This is a genomic window from Methylobacterium sp. Leaf125 (genome assembly GCF_001423085.1).
GTDB lineage: Bacteria > Pseudomonadota > Alphaproteobacteria > Rhizobiales > Beijerinckiaceae > Methylobacterium.
This window is the reverse complement of the sequence record NZ_LMNU01000045.1, coordinates 178200-200072: the sequence shown is the minus strand read 5'-3', so window position 1 is coordinate 200072 and position 21873 is coordinate 178200. Positions and strand designations below refer to the sequence as shown.

The 21873-nt window shown below is 60.9% G+C and carries 22 protein-coding genes; 9 read left to right on the top strand and 13 right to left on the bottom strand.

Annotated features, from left to right (window positions below; translation table 11 throughout):
- Window positions 1–121: 121 nt before the first annotated feature.
- The 4 genes from ASF58_RS21060 to ASF58_RS21045 form a co-directional block, all read right to left on the bottom strand.
- Complete coding sequence (locus tag ASF58_RS21060) at window positions 122–619, bottom strand: response regulator (RefSeq protein WP_055957128.1); 498 nt, start codon at window positions 617–619, stop codon at window positions 122–124.
- 234 nt (window positions 620–853) lie between these two features.
- Window positions 854–1648 carry a 3-oxoadipate enol-lactonase gene (gene pcaD, locus ASF58_RS21055; protein ID WP_055957127.1) on the bottom strand — a complete coding sequence of 265 codons (795 nt, stop codon included), beginning with the start codon at window positions 1646–1648 and terminating at the stop codon, window positions 854–856.
- Window positions 1649–1849: 201 nt separating this feature from the next.
- Entirely contained in the window at window positions 1850–2494 is a 645-nt protein-coding gene (locus tag ASF58_RS21050) for an NAD(P)-binding domain-containing protein (protein ID WP_055957125.1), read from the bottom strand.
- Between the two features lie 140 nt (window positions 2495–2634).
- Window positions 2635–3081 carry an Rrf2 family transcriptional regulator gene (locus ASF58_RS21045; protein ID WP_055957122.1) on the bottom strand — a complete coding sequence of 149 codons (447 nt, stop codon included), beginning with the start codon at window positions 3079–3081 and terminating at the stop codon, window positions 2635–2637.
- A 1236-nt stretch (window positions 3082–4317) separates the two neighbouring features.
- Here ASF58_RS21045 and ASF58_RS21040 point away from each other — a divergent pair.
- Window positions 4318–5451 (top strand): HD domain-containing phosphohydrolase, encoded by a 1134-nt coding sequence (locus ASF58_RS21040; protein WP_055957120.1) that lies wholly within the window; start codon window positions 4318–4320, stop codon window positions 5449–5451.
- Between the two features lie 357 nt (window positions 5452–5808).
- On the opposite strand, the gene ASF58_RS25390 is transcribed toward ASF58_RS21040, so the two are convergent.
- Complete coding sequence (locus tag ASF58_RS25390) at window positions 5809–6261, bottom strand: cupredoxin domain-containing protein (protein WP_244477425.1); 453 nt, start codon at window positions 6259–6261, stop codon at window positions 5809–5811.
- A 219-nt stretch (window positions 6262–6480) separates the two neighbouring features.
- Here ASF58_RS25390 and ASF58_RS21030 point away from each other — a divergent pair, with 219 nt between their 5' ends.
- Window positions 6481–7038 (top strand): metallophosphoesterase, encoded by a 558-nt coding sequence (locus tag ASF58_RS21030; protein ID WP_055957116.1) that lies wholly within the window; start codon window positions 6481–6483, stop codon window positions 7036–7038.
- A gap of 379 nt (window positions 7039–7417) precedes the next feature.
- Here ASF58_RS21030 and ASF58_RS26285 read toward each other — a convergent pair whose 3' ends face one another.
- Window positions 7418–7960, bottom strand: coding sequence for a hypothetical protein (locus tag ASF58_RS26285; protein ID WP_156375828.1), 543 nt, complete (start codon window positions 7958–7960; stop codon window positions 7418–7420).
- Between the two features lie 705 nt (window positions 7961–8665).
- Here ASF58_RS26285 and ASF58_RS21025 point away from each other — a divergent pair.
- Window positions 8666–8908 (top strand): hypothetical protein, encoded by a 243-nt coding sequence (locus ASF58_RS21025; protein WP_055957114.1) that lies wholly within the window; start codon window positions 8666–8668, stop codon window positions 8906–8908.
- A 630-nt stretch (window positions 8909–9538) separates the two neighbouring features.
- Here ASF58_RS21025 and ASF58_RS21020 read toward each other — a convergent pair.
- From ASF58_RS21020 to ASF58_RS21005, 4 genes are all read right to left on the bottom strand, one after another.
- Complete coding sequence (locus ASF58_RS21020; protein ID WP_156375827.1) at window positions 9539–9910, bottom strand: hypothetical protein; 372 nt, start codon at window positions 9908–9910, stop codon at window positions 9539–9541.
- A 395-nt stretch (window positions 9911–10305) separates the two neighbouring features.
- The gene (locus ASF58_RS21015) at window positions 10306–10989 is read right to left on the bottom strand and encodes an esterase (protein WP_055957111.1); all 684 of its coding nucleotides are present in this window, start codon (window positions 10987–10989) and stop codon (window positions 10306–10308) included.
- A gap of 51 nt (window positions 10990–11040) precedes the next feature.
- Window positions 11041–11436 carry a nuclear transport factor 2 family protein gene (locus tag ASF58_RS21010; RefSeq protein WP_055957109.1) on the bottom strand — a complete coding sequence of 132 codons (396 nt, stop codon included), beginning with the start codon at window positions 11434–11436 and terminating at the stop codon, window positions 11041–11043.
- Window positions 11437–11467: 31 nt separating this feature from the next.
- Window positions 11468–11911, bottom strand: a complete 444-nt coding sequence (locus ASF58_RS21005) for an OsmC family protein (protein ID WP_055957107.1) — start codon at window positions 11909–11911, stop codon at window positions 11468–11470.
- Between the two features lie 334 nt (window positions 11912–12245).
- On the opposite strand from ASF58_RS21005, the gene ASF58_RS21000 reads away from it, so the two are divergent.
- Together ASF58_RS21000 and frc (ASF58_RS20995) are read left to right on the top strand one after the other, a co-directional pair.
- Complete coding sequence (locus ASF58_RS21000) at window positions 12246–12674, top strand: PAS sensor domain-containing protein (protein WP_055957105.1); 429 nt, start codon at window positions 12246–12248, stop codon at window positions 12672–12674.
- 122 nt (window positions 12675–12796) lie between these two features.
- Window positions 12797–14047, top strand: a complete 1251-nt coding sequence (gene frc / locus ASF58_RS20995) for a formyl-CoA transferase (protein WP_055957103.1) — start codon at window positions 12797–12799, stop codon at window positions 14045–14047.
- A gap of 260 nt (window positions 14048–14307) precedes the next feature.
- Here the strand turns inward: frc (ASF58_RS20995) and ASF58_RS26760 are convergent, their stop codons facing one another.
- Both ASF58_RS26760 and oxlT read right to left on the bottom strand, forming a co-directional pair.
- Window positions 14308–14478: a hypothetical protein gene (locus ASF58_RS26760; protein ID WP_200930233.1), complete on the bottom strand. Its 171-nt coding sequence runs from the start codon at window positions 14476–14478 to the stop codon at window positions 14308–14310.
- Window positions 14479–15295: 817 nt separating this feature from the next.
- Window positions 15296–16612 (bottom strand): oxalate/formate MFS antiporter, encoded by a 1317-nt coding sequence (gene oxlT, locus ASF58_RS20990; protein ID WP_055957101.1) that lies wholly within the window; start codon window positions 16610–16612, stop codon window positions 15296–15298.
- Between the two features lie 735 nt (window positions 16613–17347).
- Here oxlT and ASF58_RS20985 point away from each other — a divergent pair.
- From ASF58_RS20985 to ASF58_RS20970, 4 genes are all read left to right on the top strand, one after another.
- Entirely contained in the window at window positions 17348–17758 is a 411-nt protein-coding gene (locus ASF58_RS20985) for a CBS domain-containing protein (RefSeq protein WP_055957100.1), read from the top strand.
- A 282-nt stretch (window positions 17759–18040) separates the two neighbouring features.
- Entirely contained in the window at window positions 18041–18322 is a 282-nt protein-coding gene (locus ASF58_RS20980; protein ID WP_055957098.1) for a hypothetical protein, read from the top strand.
- Window positions 18323–18396: 74 nt separating this feature from the next.
- Window positions 18397–20223, top strand: a complete 1827-nt coding sequence (locus ASF58_RS20975) for a hypothetical protein (RefSeq protein WP_055957096.1) — start codon at window positions 18397–18399, stop codon at window positions 20221–20223.
- Window positions 20224–20282: 59 nt separating this feature from the next.
- Complete coding sequence (locus ASF58_RS20970) at window positions 20283–20486, top strand: hypothetical protein (protein ID WP_055957094.1); 204 nt, start codon at window positions 20283–20285, stop codon at window positions 20484–20486.
- 104 nt (window positions 20487–20590) lie between these two features.
- Here the strand turns inward: ASF58_RS20970 and frc (ASF58_RS20965) are convergent, their stop codons facing one another.
- Window positions 20591–21865 carry a formyl-CoA transferase gene (gene frc, locus ASF58_RS20965; RefSeq protein ID WP_055957092.1) on the bottom strand — a complete coding sequence of 425 codons (1275 nt, stop codon included), beginning with the start codon at window positions 21863–21865 and terminating at the stop codon, window positions 20591–20593.
- Window positions 21866–21873 lie beyond the last annotated feature (8 nt).

Here is a 21873-nt window from a genome sequence, read left to right as displayed (position 1 = left end):
GACGCCCAAGGTTTCGAGTGGCGACATCTGCGTAGGCTGTCTGGGTCGTGCAACCTCGGCGGCTAAGTCCTGAAAGATGTCACCCTTGCCGCCCTCGCGCCGAGCTGGGTCACCACTGCCTTCAAGTGTGCTCAGTCGACCAGCTTGGGAAGCGTGTCGTCTGCTCGCAGCGAGGCACTGTGCGCTGCATCGGCCACGAAGTTGATCGTATCATTTGGAAGCCGCGGGCTGCCGTATTGGCCCTCAGGATCGCTGGAATTGTCCAGTCGTCGACCTCCGGCATCATCACGCCGAGTAGAACGATGCACGGCGACAGAGGGTGCGCCATGTCGAATCCAGCTCGGCCATCGCCTGCCGGATGCACCGAGAACCATTGCCGGATCATGAAGCCGACCATGAGGTTCCGCTGGATCGCCTCACCGTCGTTGACGAGCACAAGACCGCCGTTGCCCGCCGCGGTCTCGTACCTGGATCGGTCGTGGAACTCCGCGGGCTCCGAAACCCCGATGGTTGGATGAACGGCCCCCAGGGGCAGAGTGGAGATCGTGCCTCGCTCCTCGATAATTTCCAGTAGGACATATCGGCCGCTCAGGACGGCGAATGCCTCGGTCAAGGCCAAGCCAAAGCCGGATCCGCAGTCCTTAGCGCGTCGTCGTCTCGTCCTCCCTCTGCGAAGCGCGAGAAGAACTGCATTGCATTCCGCTCACGGCGAGCCCGTGGTGCTAACCGGGGCAGGGACCAGGGCAGAGCGGCGCCGGCCGGTTCGGGGGACAGCCCGAATCCGGTTCAGCGGTGCGGCTCGGTCAGGTGCGTTGGACTTGCGGGAAACGGGGAGCGCGTCCGTTTCGGATGATCAACCAGCGGAATGCCGGTCGAGAAATCCCAGCAGGTAGCTTGCGACCGCCTCCGGCCGTTCGACGGACAGCATATGAGCAGCCTGTGGCAGCAGGACCAATTCTGCTTGTGGAATCCCAGCGCAGATCTCCTCGGCCATCGTCGGCGGGGTCGAGGGATCGTCGCGTCCGGCTAGGATGAGCGTTGGCGCAACGACGCGCGCGAGCTGCGGCCGGAGATCCATTCTGCCGATCGCTCCGCATGCAGTCGCGTAGCCGACGGGGTCGCATGCGATGAAGGCTGCTCGGATCGGAGCGATGACCGCCGGCGCGCGTGAGGCGAATCCAGGTGTGAACCAGCGCTCGAGGGTTGGCTCTACGATCGCTGCCATTCCATTTGTGCGCGCGGTTGCTGCCCGGTTGGTCCAGGTCGCCTCGCTCGGCAGGTGAGCCGAGGTGGCCATCAGGGTCAGGCTCAGGGGCCGCTCCGGTACAGCGCCAGCGAGTGCCTGCCCGATCATGCCGCCGAGGGAGAGGCCAACGATATGGGCACGAGGGATATTCAGGATATCGAGCAGGCCAGTAAGGTCTCGCGCCAAATCCGTTATCTCGACCGGTGCATCGTGGGTCGCAGAGCCCCCATGACCCCGGATGTCATATCGCAACACGCGGTAGCGCTGGCATAAGCGCGTCACCATGCCATCCCACATCGTGAGCGTTGCGCCGAGGGAGTGCGAGAAGGCGACAACGGGTGCATCGCTCGGGCCAGTCAGGTCGTAATTCATAGCAAGGCCGGCAACGTGAGCCTGAGGCATGTCGAACTCCCATTCTCCGCCATCGGCCTGGCGGTGCGCGAACGTCGAATGTCGATCGATTCAGCGCGTCGGCAAGTGGACGCCTGCATCGAGGCAAGACCTGCATCGTGCCGCTGCAGCATGACGTCTCGCCATGAGGCCCCCGGGCGCACCCTCGTCCCCGGGAGCAGCCATGCGTACCCCGGGGACGCGGGGAAGTTCCTAGACCTTGATGAGGTTCAGTGTGGTAAGCGACCCGAAGGGTAGGCTTGCCAGGGGGCCGCCAAGGTCGAGGGTGCCAAGGTCGATGGGGAAGAAGCCGGAAGTTTCGATCAAGGCGCGAACGTCGACCTTCGCTGCAGCATCGTCGCCCGAATAGAACAGAACACGCTTTCCTCCGGCCGTCTCCGGCTCCACGAGCACACGAACATCGAGGTGGTTGAACGCCTTGACCACTCGGGCACCGGGAACAAGGTCACGGAAGACCGCACTCGAATGGCGGGCGCCCAGATCAATCGCCTTGATGCCATAGGCGGCGAGCGGGTTGCTCGGATCGTTGGCGTCTGAAGAATTCGGGTCCAGAAACTCGACCGCGTTGGTCCCGTCTACGACAATCCGGCCGTTCCACGCTGGGAGCCCTCGAAGGGCATCCGCAATGTGGACCCAGGGCACGGCCACGAGGACGATTTCCGCGCTGGCGGCTTCAGCGATGGATCCAGCCTTCGCGTTCGGCCCGAGCTCCTCGATCAGGCTCACTAGAGAGGCTGGGCCACGACTGTTCGAGAGGATGACAGAAAGCCCTTTTCGCGTGAACGCGCGGGCCACAGCAGAGCCGAGTGCTCCTGAACCAATGATACCGATGGTCATGATGGTACTCCTGTTGAAGACGGGTCAAAACACGGGTGGGTCATCGGCGCCCGTAAAACCTCAGACCCGACCCAATTCGCCGTTGACCACGATCCTAATAATGTTGTGTCGTCGTCACTGTGACAAATTTGGGTAAGGCTTTACCAAACGAGTGGAATCGAGAACTTGCCGATCCGGGCGACCTCCGCGGCAACATCGGCGACGGTAACATGTGAAAGTTCAGTCTCCATTGCCGTCCGAGCGCGCTCCAATGTAGGGCGAAGCGCTTCCTGGATGTTCCCGCCGACGGCGCAACTCGGACAGGGCGTCGTTCGGTGGAACGTGAACAATTCAGTGTCCTCAACCGCCTGATAGACCTCAATGAGCCGGATATCGGCGGCAGCTTTCGCAAGGAGGGCTCCCCCACCAGCACCCAACTGCGATCTCGTCAGTCCTGCCTCGTTCAGTCGCGACATGAGACCACGGATGACCACCGCTCCCGTATTGGCGGAATAGGCGAGATCCTCCGAGCGCAAAGGCTTGTTGTCGCTCACAGCAAGAGCGGCAAGGACGTGGACCGCGACGACGAAGCGAGAACTTGTGGGCATGGAACCAGACGGTCGATTTGTGTAGGTGAACCTACGACACACTCTTCAGGGTGTCAAGAGATATCCTCTCGAAAGTCCAGACACAGTCATGTCCTTACATCACCTTCGATTGACTTAGTGAAGGGTCCGACTCTCGCCGCACTGCTCTGGAGGTCGCAAACAGGTATTTCGAATATCCCCCAAGACTAAAAGCCTTACTAGAATTAATAAGTTTGGGGGTGAGCCGAAGGCGTACTGAGCCACATGTCCGAAATCTTGTGATCGCGACAGGACGCTACTGTGTATGCCCTTGTGAGACCCTGTCCGACTTCAAGGCGTGGCACCACAACGAGTACGTACCTTCTTCTCGTTGGTAATTGGTCTGGGTTGCCCACGATGCACGCGCTTCATGCCGAATTTCACGACTCCCGGATCGGTAAGCCATAATAGCTCACTTTTCCGAAGATGGCACAGAATAGCCCAGTTATAGAGATGGATCATATAAAGTCGATTTCGTTTATTGTCGTTGGCGAGCGCAAAATTTGCTCATAAGCACGGCCTTTCAATAATGTATTCATGCTTTCGTGGTGTCATTGCTGTGTTCGGTGGCCTTCTGAAGCCGCTGCAAATTGAGGGCTGGTTCGATGATGTTCATGAAAGGGAATGATGTTATCAAACTCAAGGCGCTTCGTGCTGCGTGTGCAATCATCGAATTGGAGGTTGATGATATGTGATTAAAGCGAGTACCGAAGTGTTCCTGAAGCTGAAAGGGGCATCGAACGCGATTGCGTCATTACTCTTCTGCTGTCGGTCAAAATTCTCTCTCGCAGATAGCGCTGAAGAGAGACGTGAAGTATTCGTTGTTTTGGAAATAATTTGGATTGGTCATTATCCAGTTAATCGCTAAGGCTGCTTATCTTTTGGTTGGCCTGTATTTCATGAGTTATGCAGGTGCTCGGGCGAGGTGCACGAAGGTGCGACCGGCAGGGCGGCGTCTGCTTTCAGTAAGCCTTCCAAATCATCGCCTGAGCATCTTTCTTCCCGTTTCGATCAGGACGTCGCCACATTCTCTTACCTAAACGGATTCCGGATAGACATTCCGACACAACCTGCCGCTGACAAATGGTTGGATGCCTCAGTGTTCGCATGGGTTTTTGCCAGCGTCCGATGCTGACGGTTAGCCCTCATCCTCGAACAAAGCATCCCTGGATGATGCCCAAAAACTGATCTTAAGAGACACTTGAGGAAACTTAAATTGTGGACGCGCTTCTGGTCGATGACAGTCAAACAATGTTGCTGCGGCTTCAGAAACTGCTTGAGCAGGAGCACGGCGTGGGTGTGACGGCACGGACAAGCCCCACCATCGCGCTCATTGAAGCGCAGACGCGGGCGTTCGACCTCATTCTGGTGGATCACCACATGCCTGAGATGGACGGCACAACTTTCATCCAACGCATGCGCGCCATCCCGCATTATGCGCAGGTGCCGATCATCATGGTGACCAGCGACGTAACCGATGCCGTCAGGCTCGCCGCGCTGGAGGCCGGCGCCTCGGATTTCCTCGACAAGCGTCTGAAGGGCATCGAGTTGAGTGTCCGCCTGCGGAATCAAATCAAGCTGGCAGCGGCCATCCGGCGTCTCGACGACCAGGCAGCTTGGCTTGCTGGTGAGATCGAAACCGCGGTCCGCCACCTGCGTGAGCGGGAGGAGGAGATCATCTTCCGCCTCGCTCTGGCGGTCGAATACCGTGACAACGATACGGGCGATCACACGTGGCGTGTTGCGCGCTACAGCCAGATTATCGCCGAAGCACTTGGGCTGGAGCCAAACCTGTGCCACCGTATATACTTGGCTGCACCCTTGCACGACGTTGGAAAGGTCGCGGTTCCGGACGGCATCCTCCTCAAAAAGGGAGCGCTGACGGCTGATGAATTTTCTGTGGTCCGCACCCACACCGAGATTGGTCGCCGGATCTTGGACGATAGTGCTTCGGAACTGATCCAACTCGCGGCCGAGATCGCGGAAGCGCACCACGAAAAGTGGGATGGGAGCGGTTATCCCAATGGCTTGGCAGGGCCGGCAATTCCACTCGCGGCACGCATCGTAGCCGTGGCCGACGTCTTTGACGCACTCACAACGGTTCGCCCGTACAAGGATGCGCTGCCGGCGGAGCAAGCTCTGCGCTGCCTTGAAGCCGAAAGCGCGAAGCACTTCGACCCGGAGTGCATCGCAGCCTTTGTCTCGCGATGGCAGGACATCGTTGCAGTCCGCGCCCACGCGGCGGAGACACGCAAGAGTGCCTTCGGCCGAGCAACAGAGCCTTGGGCACGAGTTCCAGAGCTTCTCCGGGAAGTCCTAGACGCTCATGGTTCAGCACGAATAAATATTTGAGGTTGTTTGCTTATCTTGTGTCCCTGATCAGCTAGACTACGGGAACAGTAGGAGTCAGCTAAAAGCGTGTGCCGTCGATGTGGGCATCGCCGCACCAGCGGGGGAAATTTAGGCGCTGTCAGGACCCGCCGTCCATGCCGAAGCAACGACGGCGCCTTATCAATGAAGGAGGCTAAGCTTGAAATAGCGGATCCGCACAAAGTGGTGAAAGGCGGACACGTGTCATAGCCCTCTAAATTTCACCAAGGACGGAACTGTCCGACGCAACTGTCACCCTGACGACCAGAAAGGATTTGACCACACTTCCTCAGGTGGCGCGTTAGGGGCATTCCTGAGGCAGGCGCTGTAGAGGAGGAACTAGCCAGCAGGAGAAGTAAGCACCAATTTTCCTTCAAAGGGCGCCTTCTGATTGCGATTGCTAGTGCAGGCGTAGGTTTCCTGGCCTGGCTTCAGCGTGCGAATTCGCAGGACACCCTTCCCGTGCTGTTTCACGAGATAACCTTTTTCGCTCGCGACATGAACGAGGTCGCCTTCAGCATGGAGAACGTTGGCGTTCTCGAACTGACCTGGCGCAGTGATCGTGACGGGTTCGGCGGCCTGGCTCACGACGTGGAGTTCCACGTTCGTGTTGGCGGGCAACTTCAACTCGGCAGGGGCACAGATAGGCTTGTCCCCGTCCATCGTGATTGTCAGTTCGACGGGCGGCATCGCATCGCTCGAAGCCGGGGGCAACGGTTTGCTTTGAGCAAGGGCTCCGCCTGCGTATGTGATGGCCGCCAGAGCACCAAGTCCGAGCAGTGCGTATCGCATCAGGAAAACCTCGATTGAATAGGGTTCTGTCGGGGAATGGATGGCAGCGAGTTAGAGTTCCTTCACGCGGCGGCGCGCCGCAAGGCCGGTTGCGTCAAGATCGCCGTTCGGAGGCAAGCGACATTGCGCCAGCTTGAGCGCTATAGAGATTGCACCATCTCGCGGAATGGCAGTGCGCCCGCTCTTGTCTCTCCATGGCGCGAATATTTCTCAGGTTGCATGGCAATATTCTTCACCGCCGACACCCATTTCGGTGATGCACCTCTCGTTCAGCGTCGACGCCAGACCTTCGGGTCGGTGGAGGGCCATGACGAGGCTCTGATCGTCCGCTGGAATTCGGTTGTGGGAGTGACCGACGAGGTCTGGCACCTCGGTGACTTCGCCGCCGGTGCCAGCCGCGCGCATTGTGCCGCCGTCTTTGCTCGTCTCAATGGTATCAAGCGCTTGGTGCGCGGCAATCACGATACGAACCGGGTGCTCGAACTACCCTGGACAGAGCCGCCGGTAGAGAATGCCCGTATCACCGTTGAAGATTCCAACGGCTTGGCTTGGCGGCTCTTTCTCTCGCATTACCCGCATCGGTCCTGGCCGGGCTTCTGGCGGGAGACGCGCCACCTGTATGGGCATACCCATGCCTGCCTGCCGGATACGAGCCGCTCCTGTGACGTCGGGGCCGATGCCTGCGATTACCGTCCGGTCGAACTGACAACGCTGATCGCGCGTCAGGACGCAGCGCTGCAGGCTCCCGAGGAAATGGCGGCACGTGGCCTACGTTGAGCCCTTCCGAGGATACAACGATCCCATGATGTCTTGGCCGTCGTCGGTCCCCCGTGGTGCTGTCGATTCTGCGGTCTCATCCCCAATCTGGTGAAACTCCGCGGGTTCTTCCCGGGAACGCGTCTTCTACGCGCCGGGTTCGGCTCCCTCCGTATGGTAAGAAATGAATTCAAAATGATAGTGGCTGTACAGTAGGTCTCGTGATGCGTAGTCATCCAGTATAGAATGCTGCTCAGCTCAAGGATACATCAGGGGCATCGCAGACACATTCAGGCCAGCCTTTCGATGGTCGTTGGACAGGCAAGATGGGGCGTCGTTGCGCCCGCGGGTACCCCTGGGAGCTTAACAATCGCCCGCAGCAGCATTTTCCAAATCCCGATCATACCGGGCGATCCCGGTCTTTGGTTCGGCCCCAGTCTCTGAGCGGCGATGATGTTCCAAGCCGCTCCGATTGGTGCGGCGCTTCATTGAACGCGCCAGGACGCGGAGCATTCGCGTTGCCGCGAACGACATCACCTTGAACGATCGCATGCCCAGAGGCGACTGCCAGGATCAGCTGCGTCGCGTAGGCGCGAGGTCCACTCCCCCTCAGGGACATCCCCGGGCCGCCGGGGCGGAGCTTGTTGCCGATTAAGCCCCAGGGCGGTGGAATGGGAAGTCGCCTGATGCCGAGGCCCCGATCAAGCAGCGCTGCGGCGTCTTCGATCTGGCCGGCAAGCAGGAGAAGGCCAGGGCGTGTGATCCGAAACGCGTAGTTGCTCTCATCATCCACCTCCACGAGCGAGACGAGCTTCAAGGACAAAGCCTGACAGGCGATATCAACGTTGTCGCGTGTGAACTCGGCCTCAAGTGCGAGAGGTTGTGCAGAGGTCCGGCAGGAAACCCGTTCGAGAAACAGGCGGCGTCTGAACGTTTGTGCCATGTCCCTCGCACACGGATCGGTCACCCCGGATCGATCTTCCTGGAGGCAGCATGCCGTCGGGGAAGTTTCGGACTGGTTGCGATCAACGCGTCCCTAGACCGCCAAACGGCATGCGGCCGGTTCTCGTCCCCAGCTTCGCTTGAAATGGTGAGAGCCGGAAATTCCGGGGTCGGTCCGCCGGAATCGACCATGCCACGCCCCTGACAAAATTCCCGGAACCTTTCGCTATCAATCCCCTCAAGACTTAATGCGGTGCTTGGCAAGGCTGCGTCGCATCACCCTTGCCCGAGATTGCTCGACTAGATTTGTAGCAGGAAACAATCATAGACCTGCAAACTGCTGACATCCCTTGCCTGTGCACCAATCAATGACTGATCAACAAGGGCGCAACTCGCAGCCTTCGCAAACCCGATGAGGATGCACGCATTTCCAAATTGCGGCGTGTGCCGCTGAGGTCGCCCATCGTCCTCAGCTGGATGTCCAATCGGCCACCGGATCAACGGGTGTGTATCTTCCTTCTACGCCGCAGCCTAAAGGCGCATTTGCTGACTGCGATGTGTGCCACGACGCCCTCGATTCTCGTTCCAGGCCCGCTCTGAATCCCGCTAGACGTGAGCGGCGAGCTTGGATGGTGAAGCGGAAATCCCTTGTTGTTCGCGGGCGCTGCCCTCTCTGAAGGGATGGGACCGTTCCAGAAGGCTGCTTATGATGAAGTTATTTATTGCCAAGATCCGATCCGCCGCAGGGACAAAGCCCTTGGTGACGGTGCGGGCCGCCGCGGAAGGGGAGGCAAGGCTGTTCCTGGAAGCCGCCTATCCGGAGGACGAGATCGTAGATGTCGCCGAGCCCAGCGGCTGGGCGAGCGATGCCGATACCGGAAGTTCAGCGGGCGATATTCGCGAGCATGCCGGCGTGGAATGGCAGGCGCCTTCGAGCCACGCGGATTAACGGATCGACGCGCTCGATCGCTCCGCCTCCGGCAGAGATGGATTGACCCGAGATCGGGCATTTCCCAGTGCCTCGGTCTGTGTGGCCCCCCGCGGACCAAGCAGATCCGCCGGGAAGCCCGCGCCTTATCCCTAATCGACTGGCTGGAGGTCTTGTCCGTGATCCGCTATGATGTCGCATTGTCGCTGTAAGGGGGACGATCGCTCAGGGAAGGGGGAGCGTTTTCCAGCGTTCCAACGGCCGCTGATGAGATGACACGATGGCGGACTTTTGGATGCCGCCGACCAGTCGATTGCCGTTTCGGTCAGGACTGATGAAGCGCACAAGTGGGTGCGGTTAATGCACGTGGTTCTGCGACGGCGCGTCGCGATCACGACACCGCTGACCATGCTGACACGGATCTCGCCGCCTTACGTCAGCGCTGCCAGATCAAACACGATCGCGCCGAGCATCCATGCCGACGCTGAGAGGCCTCGTTTCAACGCAGGGCCTGAGGCAATCTCGTTGGCGACTCCCCACTACGGCGGCAGAGCGCTAAGGTTCACGCGGCGTCGTTTCCGAACGCAACCCTACCACGGCTCGAAGCGACGCGATGCTTCACAAACGATGATCCTGGCCGGACTTGGCGCCCTACGCCGATGGGGTAGGCATACCCTTCAGGACGGCTTCATGAAGAAGGCGGAGCCAATGGATTGCCTCCCGGGCTTTGGCCTCGGCAATTTCAGCCCGACGCTCCGCATCCGCCACCGAACTCTTGCTAGTGTTACTAGCCTCGACGATCGCTTCGATGTTCGCGAGCGTGATCGACCAGTCGAATTCGTCGGTCTCCGCCTTCGGCGCGGGCTCAGCCCTGTGGGACAGCGTATCGGTAAAGTTCTCAGGAATCAGCCGGTTCAGGTCGTCGCCCGAATGCGGGAACGAAGTGCTGAAGATGTTCCGAATCCGCTCGGCTTCCTGGTCGAGCGAGTCCACAAGGACGGGCTTCTCGGCTGCTTCCATCACGTATGCGTCCTCGTTCGGAATAATTTAATCTATTTGAAGATAAGCCTGATCTGGTAAAGATCGAATTAAATGAACGGAGATCACCCGATCCAAGAAGGCTGCCATGTGAAATACGAGGGTATTTTGAGGTAGAGGGACGACGTGGTAAATACGTTGGATCGCACGCATCGGATCCGCCCAGGGGCTTCGCCAAATTTGTCTGGTCAGTCGGTCTTCCGTAGCCGATCCGCTACCGATACGTCGGTGGAAGCGGGAGCGCTGCAGCCGGATCTCGTCACGATTGCACAGGGCCTGAATCGGATTGCCGCTCTGGAAGACGATACACAAATCTAAAACGATGGCGCAGTACCGGCCTCGATCGGATAGATCTTTGCGTAAGCTGCGGTTTCACGCAGTTATGTTGTTGCAAGAACGAATTCGACGCCTTGTGCGACAATGGCTGGGTTGTAGGCGTGAGAGCCGTCGTACTCGACCGCTCTCACTACGTATCCCGCCTCACGCAACTGAGCGACATGGACCCTTGCGCTGCGGTCGATTGGGATCTGCTCGTCGTAAACTCCATGCGACAGGAAGATCTGTGGCGCGCCCGATTGCAGGTGAACGGACAGGAAGCCCGCCGATGAAACGAGTAGGTGGGTGACTACATGCCCATTGGCGAGGCCGAGGGAGAGCGTGTAGCTGCCGCCATCCGAATGGCCCGCAAAGATCAGGTGCGTTGGATCGAGGAGGTAGCGAGCGCTGACCTCGGCCAGCGCCTCATCGACGCGCTCACGGTCAGGTCCATGGCCGCCGATCACGAGGTCCCAAGTCGGGAACATCGATTGGGGAGCCAGCAGTAAGAAGCCTTGTGCTTGGGCGTGGGCCTCCAGCATCGGCAGAATTTTTTCCGCGCTGCCGCCACCACCGTGAAACAGGACCACGAGAGGCGTTGGCCGGCGTGGGTCGACGCTTTCCGGTACCACGAGGATTGCGTCCCGCTTAGAGAAGAGACCGAGACCGTGCCGGCCGGGGGGGAGGGGTTCCTTCGTGGGAAGCCGGTGAGCGAAGGCAAGCCGCCCGGCGAGTCGAGGATCGATCATACGAGAACCCTTGGTCTAGGTATCGGCGGCAATCAGAGCGGGGGCCGTCCGTTAGCCGGCCTTGTCCGCCTGACGAGGCTTGATCTTCAGTTGGTCGATCAGCCAGCGCCATCCGCCGTCGGCCTGGCGACGTGCGGTTTCAACCGAGATCGTCCCATTGGGCAGCCGCGCGAAGGTCATCGCGAGGTCGCCGTTCCGGATCGCCGGCAAAGTCTCGGCTGCTGGAAAATCAGACTTCCGCGCCAGGAGGTCCGCATAGAATTGCCGGATCTCGTTGTGTCCAGTCGCCACCACCTTGCCGGCGGCCACCACCGCATCGTGCTCGTAGAGCGAAATGAGGCCGTCCAGGTCGCCCGCATTGGCGCGTTCGTTGAAAAGGCGGGCGAGGTCTTCCGGTTCGTAGGCGATCGCGTTGTTCTGGCCAAACTCTGTGGGCGATGTAGTCATGTCAAATCCTTTCTGGAAGAAGCTGAGGGGGTCAGGTGAGCAGCGTGCCCGCACTGTCTTGGACAGAGATCGCTACGGGGATGCCATCTTGCACGCTTTCGGAAACAGTACAGAAGCGCTGGAACTGCGCGAGCACGCGATCAATGCGAGGTATGGCATCGGCGGTCGTCCCAAGGCTGATCGAGACCCTGATACCGGTGATGCGCAGCCGGTTCTCGGCGTTGCGGGTGACCTCACAGGATGCCTCGGCCCTGATGCCGCCGGCTTCCTGCTTGTACTTGCCGAGCGCAAAGACGAGGCTAGCGCATAGGCAGTTCGTCACTGATGAGACGAGGAGCTGTTCGGGAAACGGGCCTTCGCCGCTGCCGATAGGAATGGCCTCATCGACCATCAGATGGGGTAAAATTCCGCCGAAATCGATCGTGAACTTGTAGCCCTCGATCTGCGTGATCGTGATGTTTGGGCCCTGACTCATAGCAGTTCTCCCCCTGCCGGCTCTCGTCGTCTGCGGCGTGCGGTTTTGTCCGAGAACGCTGCCACATGGGCTGAAGCTCCCTCCACCCGTTGCCATCAGCTCCGTGAGTTGACACCTCGTCATCGTTGGCATACCAAATACCAACAACGCTAGCACTGAAAAAGACGAAGTCCTCGCGACGCAATCGGACGGCTTCCAGCCTGTCGGATAAGGAGAGGAATAATTTATGCCGATGAATGGCCACTGTATCGCCCTGTGTTCGAACCCGCTTAGTCAGTGAAGCGGGCGGCGGAGACGACATCCCCCGCACGGACAGGTAGATGAGGGGCAGCGCATGACGAGCCCGATTGATTTTGCTGCCTTGGTAACAGCAGCTGGTGATGCCGTTGTGGTGTCGGACCCGAACGGTGCGATCACCGCATGGAATCCAGCCGCGACCCGGATTTTCGGCTATGCGGCTGAGGAGGCAATTGGCCAGTCTCTCGATCTCATTACCCCGGAGCGTCAGCGTCGGCGCCACTGGGAGGGTTATGCCAAGACCATGCAGACGGGGGTGACCAAGTATGGTGCCGATGTCCTGCGAGTCCCGGCCATCCATAAGGACGGCCACGCCCTCTCCATCGCTTTCACGGTCGGGCTGATCCACGGCCCCGACAACGCCGTCACCGGTATCGCCGCGATCATTCGCGACGAGACACAGCGCTGGAACGACGAGCGAGAGCTTCGCCGCCGCTTGGCAGATCTCGAATCTCGCATCGCCTGAGGGCGGGGCGCGACAGAGAGCCGGAACCTACCACCAAGGGTTTCCGGCCAACCTAGAACCCGGATTGACCGGGCAATCCTTGAACACCGACAAGTGCCCAAGCTAACAGGGAGAACGCCACAATGAGCAAGCCGCTCGAGGGTATCAAGATTATCGATTTCACCCACGTACAGGCCGGCCCGGCCTGCACGCAGCTGCTGGCTTGGTTCGGCGCCGACGTGATTAAGGTGGAGCGCCCCGGGGCCGGCGACGTGACGCGCACGCAGCTTCGCCACGTCGAGGATGCCGATGCGCTCTACTTCACAATGCTCAACTCCAACAAGCGCTCCCTGACTCTCGACACCAAGACGCCTGAGGGCAAGGAAGTCCTTGAGAACCTGATCAAGCAATCTGACGTCATGGTCGAGAACTTCGGTCCTGGTGCTCTCGACCGCATGGGTTTCTCTTGGTCGCGCATTCAGGAGCTCAACCCTGGCATGATCCTAGCCTCGGTGAAGGGTTTCTCGGATGGCCACCACTACGAGGACCTGAAAGTCTACGAGAACGTGGCACAGTGCGCCGGCGGCGCGGCCTCCACCACCGGCTTCTGGGACGGCCCGCCCACCGTCAGCGCGGCGGCTCTCGGAGACTCGAACACCGGCATGCACCTAGCCATCGGCATTCTCACAGCGCTTCACCAGAAGAACAAGACCGGCAAGGGCCAGAAGGTCGCCGTTTCGATGCAGGATTCGGTACTCAACCTCTGCCGCGTCAAGCTCCGGGATCAGCAGCGCCTCGATGCTCTCGGCTACCTCGAGGAATACCCGCAGTATCCGCACGGTGAGTTCTCGGACGTGGTGCCGCGCGGCGGCAACGCGGGCGGCGGCGGCCAGCCGGGCTGGGTGCTGAAGTGCAAGGGTTGGGAGACCGACCCGAACGCCTACATCTACTTCACGATCCAGGGCCATGCCTGGGCTCCGATCTGTAAGGCGATCGGCAAGCCGGAATGGGAGAACGATCCGGCCTACAGCACCGCCCGTGCGCGCCAGGACAAGATCATGGACATCTTCGGCACGATCGAGGCTTGGCTCGCCGACAAGACCAAGTTCGAGGCCGTGGACATCCTGCGCAAGTTCGACATCCCATGCTCGCCGGTGCTGTCGATGAAGGAGATCGCCAACGACCCGTCGCTGCGCGCCAGCGGCACCGTGGTCGAGGTGCCGCACCCGAAGCTCGGCTCGTACCTGACCGTCGGAAGCCCGATCAAGTTCTCTGACATGCAGGTCGAGGTGAAGGCCTCGCCGCTGCTCGGTGAGCATACCGACGAAGTGCTGCTCGACCTCGGCTACACCCAGCAGCAGATCGAGCAACTGCACCAAGCCCGCGCCGTCTGAGGTGCCACGCGAGGCAGTCCGTCCTCGGACGGGCCGCGACGAAAACCATGACGGCGCGCCGCGAGGCGCGCCGTTTCTTGTTGGATCAGGCCTGCATCTTCGGTCGGATCACGATGCACGCCCGAACGCGGGGCCGGCCGTACGCTGACCTGGGACGACGGGCCACCGGCGTAAGAGTCTCAATCGGCGAACCGCCCTATGCCATTACGCTCGCTCGGTGGCAGGGGCCTTTCAAACTGTAACTGTGCCCCGGTGAAGGGCTACCCGCTGGAACGAACCCCGCGCGGCTCGAGAGACATTACCAAACGCCGCAAATCTGTGTCGATGATCAGGCAATGGATCAGCCCGACCGGCGCCAGATAGGCTATCATGATTTCGAGGCGGCGATCCAACTCAGTCAGGACCAGCATGTCCAGAGCGCTGTGTTCCACGAGGAAGCATCCAGCGGGTCTCCGTCCTGGACATAGGCCCGCTGTCTCCCGAAGAAGCCACTGATGGCCTTCACGGCAAACCGCGTCGCGATTGCATCCCTGACGTGAAAAGCGAAATTCAGGAGCGGTCACCGCTCTGCGGTGATGTAATCCCAGGCCTGAATTGAGTGATCGCCGATGCAAGCGCGATCGACCGCATATCGCAATGATCGAGCTACTCGCGCGGGCGCAGAATGCGAACGGATAGGGTTAGCGGCCAAGCTCTTTGTCTGCTCTAAATCGGCGGCTCCGCACGAGGATGATTCTGGTGTGATGCCTCGGTTTCGCTCCTGCGTCGAGCGCTGATCGGCTCAGCCCTCGCTACGCTGATGGCGGAAAATCATCTGATTTGGTCGTTCTATCCCGCGAGGGACGGCCCGGATTTGCGGCCCTGCAACCTGCAAAGATTCGAGAAGGCTGCAAAGCGAATCGTCCATCGACGCCGTGCCTGTCTCCTTGACCGCGAGCGCTTCGTACGGCAACCAACTGCTGAAGGGCTCCAGGGCGTCTGGCTCGGCCGGACGGTACCAGCGCCAGACTTGGCGCGCCGCGCTCGGGGCGTACCAGCGGCCGGGTCGGCCCTCCACTAGGATCGGTCCAAGGGTCATGTGGTTGAGCCAGACTCGAGCGACGGATCGCGGGGCCGTGTGCATCGGGCGCCAAGTCGGTGGCATCGGAGATCTCCTGCGAGGCGATCGGGCGAGGCTGAAACGGGCGCGGGGGCCAGGACTTGGCGTCCGGCCCCCGCGGGTCTTCTTCGATCGCTTCGGTTAGGCCGTCAGGCCGCGACGATGCGGGGGGCCGACTTGGTCTCGTCGGAGACGGCAAGCGCCTGCGCCACGACGCGCTTGCGCCAGGGCTTCAGCACCGCGATGGCGAGGAGCGAAGCGAGGATGTTGGCGCCGGCGGCCACCAGGAAGACTCCATCCCAACTGTTGGTCGCCTGCTGCAGATAGTTCGCGACCGGGACAAGAAGCGCGGCGGTGCCCTTCGCAGTGTAGAGCAAGCCTGCATTGGTGGCGGCGAACTTGGTGCCGAAGGTATCCGTGCAGGTCGAGGGAAAGAGAGAGTATATCTCGCCCCACGCAAAGAACACGAAGCCCGAGAGCAGCACGAACCACAGCGGGTCATGGCCCCAGAGGTAGAGCATGTAGATGCCGAAGCCTTCCATCGCGAAGGCGACGAACATGGTGTTCTCACGACCGATCTTGTCCGAGACCCAGCCGAAGAACGGACGCGTCAGGCCGTTGAGGACGCGGTCGATGGTGGCCGCGAAGGTGATGGCAACCATGGTAATACCCATGATCGTGACCGGCACCTTGTCGACTCCGATATCGGCAGCGATCGGCTTGAGGTTGGCAGTGATCATCAGGCCGCCGGCGCCAACGATGACGAACATGAAGTACATCAGCCAGAAGATCGGCTGCCGGGCAACCTCACCGGGGGTGTAGTTGCGCCGGGTCTGGATGACGTTCGTGTTGGTGGCAGCCTCCGGAACCTGCCCCTTCTTCGGCGAGGTGAAGAAGAACGCCAGTGCGCAGACAACGAGACCCTGACCGATGCCGAAGTTGAAGAACGCGGCCTGGAAGCCGTGATCGGCGATCATCCATTGGATCGGAGCGACGGTGAGGGCCGAGCCGGCACCGAAGCCGGCAGCGATGATGCCGGCCGCCAGCCCGCGCTTGTCCGGAAACCATTTCAGGGCGCTGCCGACACAAGTGCCGTAGACCGCGCCCGCACCGATACCGGCGATGACCTGGCCGAGATAGAACATGTTCAACGAGGTGGCGTAGGAGTTGACCACCCAGCCGATGCCGCACAGCAGGCCGCCGAACAGCACCACCACCCGCGGGCCGTACTTGTCGACGAACCAGCCCTCGACGGGAACGAGCCAGGTCTCGAACAGAACGAACAGGGTGAAGGCCCATTGGATCGCCGCGCGATCGAAGCCGAATTTCTTTTGGATGTCAGGGACGAAGAACGTCCATCCGTACTGCAGATTCGCGATCATCACCATACAGATGACGCCGATGACGAGCTGTCCCCATCGATAACTGTCAGATACGCGCTCGGTTGTGGTTTCCACGCTCGACATGGCTTTTCCTCCGGTAGGCTCTTGCTGAAACGAGTACGCGATCGGATCTGCGTCCGATGCTGCGCACGGGGGCCGTTAGCCGCCGGGCTTGTCGCCGGCTTGGTATGTGGAATACCAGCCTCTCTCGCGTCGAACCAATCGTCAAGAGTTGGTTTCCCAGAAATCGATATCGCAATGCAGCGTGTTCACCAGATTTCGATGCACTTTCGAGCCCTGACCGGCCGTTCTTTAGCTATCCAGGAAGTCGTCCAGCCCGATTGCAGTGCCACGTCCCGATGAGGTGCGGACGATCGCCGAGCCGTTGACCAAGCTGCGCAGGCAGGTGATTTGGCCTATCAATCTATTGACCTGGAAAAGAATCGCGCGTGAATTTCCGCTTGTCTGCCATGATTTGAACACGCCTACGCATCGGGGAGATGCGCGATATTGCCGATCGGCAAAGCTGGTGTACCGCACAAGCTTGGTGCGTTGTTAAGGCGGACGAACGTTGGGGCTGCGGGTCCAAGGGTGTCGATTATAGAATTTTATGCTGCGACGCAGCATGGCCGCCGATGAAATATGTGGCTGGCCCGCGTCGATCGTCGTCCCTAAGCCGCTTTGAAGTTGGGGCGTGAACGACAAATCAGCGGATCTGTCGCGTGTTTATGCACGATATTTCAAGGGGCGCGTTGACAACTGAAATTCTGTATACCAGGTTTTCTTGACAAAACGTCACGAGTCCGGAGTATCGGCGCCATGAGCGCGAGCCAGAAGCCTGGCAGTCAAGCCTCGCGCGTGCGCCACATCCGTATGGACCGATCCGTGCGCGAAGCGATGCGCCTCCTCACGGCACCGGACGTCGATGCTTTGATCGTCGTGGACGGAGCCTGCGACGAGACTGGCTGCTTCATCGGAATACTCACGGAGCGGGACATCTTCCGCTCCATGTCCGACAAGGGCCTGGAGACGCTCGACAGTCTGGTCTGGATGCTGACCACGCCGGAATTCGTCACTGCTGACGTGCGAACCCCACCGGCGGACCGGCTGCAACTTTTCTGCGCACACAAGATCAACCATATCGCCATTATGGACGGCCTTTGCCTGCACTCGGTCCAGAGTATCTGGGATTGTGTTGCCGAAGCTCCACACGCTTCGACTGCCCTATGACAGACCTCGGCTGAGATCGGAACCGTCATTGATCGGCGAAGTTCGTGTAGAAACGTTCGACGTTCGGATCCTGCACTGCAAAGGAATTCCGCGGTTTTGAGCCAGAATCTTTTGCAGTGCCCAAATCTTGACCCGGAATGCGTTTGAACTCAGATTCTTTAGCCTCGCTCGACGTTGGGCGGGGCAAGGCAAAGTTGGCTCAAGAGAGCTGGCACCCATCATCGTTCGAGGCTTCGGCAAGGTGCCGTTATCCGCGATGAGGGAGTTGAAGGAGTGATCTCCATGCGTTTCCTGGCAATCCTCGACTGCCCGGTGATCTTCAGCGGCGAGAATAGCTATGGGATGACCAGCATCGATATGTGCCCGTCGACCGGGATCACGAGCGGGCTGATCAGTCGGCACGTGAAAGTGGTCGACGGTCGCCTGATCGCGGTCTGCATCTGGACCAGCGAGTTCTGCTGCCGCAAGTACTTCGATGCGGCTTGGTACGGCAAGGCAGCCGACCTATGGGGCGACCAGTATCAACTTCGTCTCGAGGCGATCGAGGAACCCCAGGCCGCCTGAGCATACGCGCCTGAGAGGCATCCGGGCGCGGATTTCAGGCAGTCCGGCCCACGCGGACAGCGGAGTGCTTCGGCATGACCAGCCATGCCCTGGCCAACCCGCCGCAGGTCGTCGATGCCGACGTCCACGGCCCCTGGAATCCCGGCATAGAATCGAGCTTGCCACGCTCGATCCTCCCGCTGGCCACCGTCTTCCGCGCCGAGAACGTCGAGACTCCTCTCGCCGACGCCTATGAGATGAGCGATGTCAGCGGGCTGCCGCTGACCCAGGTCGTCCGTTTCCGGCCCGAGCGACTGGTGGTCCACGAGGTTCTGATCCGCGTGATGGCGGATCTCTCCGTACCGATGGGACAGACCTACGGCGATCTCGGCGTGAACTTCCGCGCGATCGTCTCGATCATCCTGTGCGAGGGCATCGCGGATCACGCCCGGGAGATCGCCGCCCGCCATGCGGAGATTTGCTCCACTGCCGCCGCGCTCTTGGACAGCGAGATTGCCGCGATGCTGGACGAGCGTCATCCGTGTGCGGAGGTCACGGAGCCGGCGTCGTGGCTTCGCTTCTGGCGCCTGCGCGATCGGAGGACGAGCCCTCCCGTGCAGGAGAGGTGGGACCCGGCGAGCCGAGCCGAGCACCATCTCGAGGCTTGGCAGGTTCGGGCGATCGCGACCGATGATCCCCTCTCAGCAGCGGCCTGTGCAGCGCTTCGCTGCGTGGTAGCAAGTCTCATCGGCCGCCGTGGCTTCCTGATTCGCGACCGGGTGCTCCTTGGCAGGCTGGCCGGCACCCTCGTGTCGAACGGCTATGGTAGCCGCGCCCTAGGTGAGATGATCGAGCCCTGGATCCAGGAGATCGTGGCGCGCCATGGCTACGTCCGCCTGGAGGCACAGCCAGCCCCGGTGATCCTCAACGTCAAGGGCTCCTCCGCATCTGGCAAGAGCACGATCCGGCCCTACCAGCGGGCACTGGTCGAGGCCCTGGGGCTCGACTGGCTGGACTTCGCGCTGATCACACCCGATGTCTGGCGCAAGTTCCTGCTCGACTACGACAGTCTGGGGCCAGCACGACGCTACGCCGGACCGCTCACCGGCCACGAGGTCGAGATCGTCGACCGCAAGCTCGACGGCTACATGGCGCGCAAGGCGGATGCCGGACGCATCTCCCACCTCCTCATCGACCGCTTCCGCTTCGACAGCTTCGCGGTCAATCCCGGCACCGAGATGGGGAGCCAACTGCTCACCCGCTTCGGGCATCAGGTTTACATGCAATTCATGATCACGCCGCCGGGTGCCACGGTGGAGCGAGCCTGGAAGCGCGGCGAGCAGTTCGGCCGCTACAAGGCGGTGGAGGACCTGCTGGCGCACAATGTCGAGGCCTATACGGGCATGCCGCGGCTCTTCTTCACCTGGGTGCTACGGCCCGACAAGGAGGTCCATTTCGAGTTTCTCGACAACAGTGTGCCGGAGGGTCAGCGGCCCCGCACTGTCGCGTTTGGGTCGAATGGGGTCATGAACATTCTCGACGTTCAGGTTCTGCTCGACATCGACCGCTATCAAGCGATCAACATCCAGGCCCGCGATCCGGAGGCGGTCTATGTCGGCGTTCCTCCCCCAGAAACGCTTGGGGCTATGCACTTCCTGCGGGATTGCCTGCGCCGGATGACCATCATCCGCTTCGCCGATCACGCTACTGGGCGGGTGCTCGCGCATCTCGAGAACGGGCGCCTCGCCAGTCTAGCGCCGATGCTCGCCGAGGCGGACCCGATCGTGCATCGGGTACTGACCGCCCTGGATGTGCTCTCGTCGGCGGAGGCGACCGTGGACACCGGCGAGGCCCTCCGGATTAACGGGGCATGCACCCTCGGTGCCTGGGGCGAGGACGCAGCGCCTGAACTACCGACCTGACGGCGTTCACAAAGGCGCAGCGTCAAGGAAAATCACCGGCCGCGACCTGTTCATTTGCAGTGCGGCATGAGAAAACCGCACTGCAATATGCCGTCAGGAGGCCGGCCGTACTCGCATCCATCCTCGTAACGATCTTCACCCTCATCGCCCTGCAGGACGTGCTGGTGATCAAGCTCGCCGATTGGCTGTCGCAGGACAGCGGGTCCGTCGAGGGCCACAACGAGATCGGTGCCGGCCACGGCCGCTTCGCCGGCATCGCCTGAGCCGTTCGACCGTTCCGAGGAGCAGTCTTCCTTAAAAGGGGGGGGCGGCATCGAGGGATCGAGGCCGCGCGAGTTGGGAGGAGAAACCGGGTTGAGGAACGGGATTACTCGGCGGCGATCTTCCGGACTGAGCCGATGGCGCCGGACTCGGCGATCTTAAGGCGCTCGGCTTCGGAGTAGCCGAGGACCTCGGAAAGGATCTCCTCGGTGTGCTCGCCGAGCAGGGGCGACCGGGTGATCTCAGTCTCGCTCGCCGAGAGCCGGATGGGATTGCCCACCGTCAGGTACTTGCCGCGGGTGGGGTGATCGACTTCCACCACGGTGCCGGACTTGCGCAGGGATTGGTCCTCCGCGATCTCCTTCATGGAGAGGATCGGGCCACACGGCACGTGCAGAGCGTTGAGGATCTCCATCGCCTCGAACTTGGTCTTCGACATCGTCCAGGATTCGATGCGGGTGAAGATCTCGTTCAGATGCGGCAGGCGAGCCTTCGGCGTGGCGTAGTCGGGATGGGTCGCCCAAGCGGGTTCGCCGATGACATCGCAGATCTGCGGCCACACAGCTCCCTGCGTGATGAAGTAGATGTAGGCGTTCGGGTCGGTCTCCCAGCCCTTGCACTTGAGGATACGGCCTGGCTGGCCACCCCCGGAATCATTGCCGGCGCGCGGAACCGAATCGCCGAACGGGATACCCTCGCCGAACTGGCTGTATTCCGGCAAGGGACCGCGTTCGAGGCGCTGCTGGTCGCGCAGTTTTACGCGGCACAGGTTCAGCACCCCGTCCTGCATGGCACAGTCGACGCGCTGGCCGAGGCCGTTCTGGGTCCGGTGGTACAGGGCTGTGACGATGCCCAGTGCCAGGTGGAGGCCGGTGCCGGAGTCGCCGATCTGGGCCCCCGTCACCATCGGGATATCGGTGCGGAACCCCGTGGTGGAGGCAGCACCGCCGACGCATTGCGCCACGTTCTCGTAGACTTTGCAGTTCTCGTAGGCGCCCGGGCCGAATCCCTTCACCGAGGCGAGGATCATGCGCGGGTTGGCGACGTGGATCGCCTCCCAGGTCAGGCCCATCCGAGCGAGGGCACCGGGGGCGAAGTTCTCGACGAGGACGTCGCACTCGCCGATCAGACGCCACAGCACCTCGATGCCCTTCGGGTTCTTTGTATCGAGAGTAATGGAGCGCTTGTTGTGGTTCAGCATCGTGAAATAGAGGCTGTCCACATCGGGGATGTCCTGCAACTGCTGGCGCGTGGCATCGCCCACGCCCGGCCGCTCGACCTTGATCACGTCCGCGCCGAACCAAGCCAGCAGCTGCGTGCAGGTCGGGCCCGACTGGACGTGCGTGAAGTCGAGGATCTTGACGCCTTCGAGGGCTTTCATGGCACAGG

Coding starts and splice junctions, on each gene's coding strand:
- pcaD (WP_055957127.1), bottom strand. CDS start 1,648: ATGCCTCAGGCTCACGTTGCCGGCCTTGCTATGAATTACGACCTGACT.
- ASF58_RS21050 (WP_055957125.1), bottom strand. CDS start 2,494: ATGACCATCGGTATCATTGGTTCAGGAGCACTCGGCTCTGCTGTGGCC.
- ASF58_RS21045 (WP_055957122.1), bottom strand. CDS start 3,081: ATGCCCACAAGTTCTCGCTTCGTCGTCGCGGTCCACGTCCTTGCCGCT.
- ASF58_RS25390 (WP_244477425.1), bottom strand. CDS start 6,261: ATGCGATACGCACTGCTCGGACTTGGTGCTCTGGCGGCCATCACATAC.
- ASF58_RS21030 (WP_055957116.1), top strand. CDS start 6,481: ATGGCAATATTCTTCACCGCCGACACCCATTTCGGTGATGCACCTCTC.
- ASF58_RS26285 (WP_156375828.1), bottom strand. CDS start 7,960: ATGGCACAAACGTTCAGACGCCGCCTGTTTCTCGAACGGGTTTCCTGC.
- ASF58_RS21025 (WP_055957114.1), top strand. CDS start 8,666: ATGATGAAGTTATTTATTGCCAAGATCCGATCCGCCGCAGGGACAAAG.
- ASF58_RS21015 (WP_055957111.1), bottom strand. CDS start 10,989: ATGATCGATCCTCGACTCGCCGGGCGGCTTGCCTTCGCTCACCGGCTT.
- ASF58_RS21010 (WP_055957109.1), bottom strand. CDS start 11,436: ATGACTACATCGCCCACAGAGTTTGGCCAGAACAACGCGATCGCCTAC.
- ASF58_RS21005 (WP_055957107.1), bottom strand. CDS start 11,911: ATGAGTCAGGGCCCAAACATCACGATCACGCAGATCGAGGGCTACAAG.
- ASF58_RS21000 (WP_055957105.1), top strand. CDS start 12,246: ATGACGAGCCCGATTGATTTTGCTGCCTTGGTAACAGCAGCTGGTGAT.
- frc (WP_055957103.1), top strand. CDS start 12,797: ATGAGCAAGCCGCTCGAGGGTATCAAGATTATCGATTTCACCCACGTA.
- oxlT (WP_055957101.1), bottom strand. CDS start 16,612: ATGTCGAGCGTGGAAACCACAACCGAGCGCGTATCTGACAGTTATCGA.
- ASF58_RS20985 (WP_055957100.1), top strand. CDS start 17,348: ATGAGCGCGAGCCAGAAGCCTGGCAGTCAAGCCTCGCGCGTGCGCCAC.
- ASF58_RS20980 (WP_055957098.1), top strand. CDS start 18,041: ATGCGTTTCCTGGCAATCCTCGACTGCCCGGTGATCTTCAGCGGCGAG.
- ASF58_RS20975 (WP_055957096.1), top strand. CDS start 18,397: ATGACCAGCCATGCCCTGGCCAACCCGCCGCAGGTCGTCGATGCCGAC.
- frc (WP_055957092.1), bottom strand. CDS start 21,865: ATGAAAGCCCTCGAAGGCGTCAAGATCCTCGACTTCACGCACGTCCAG.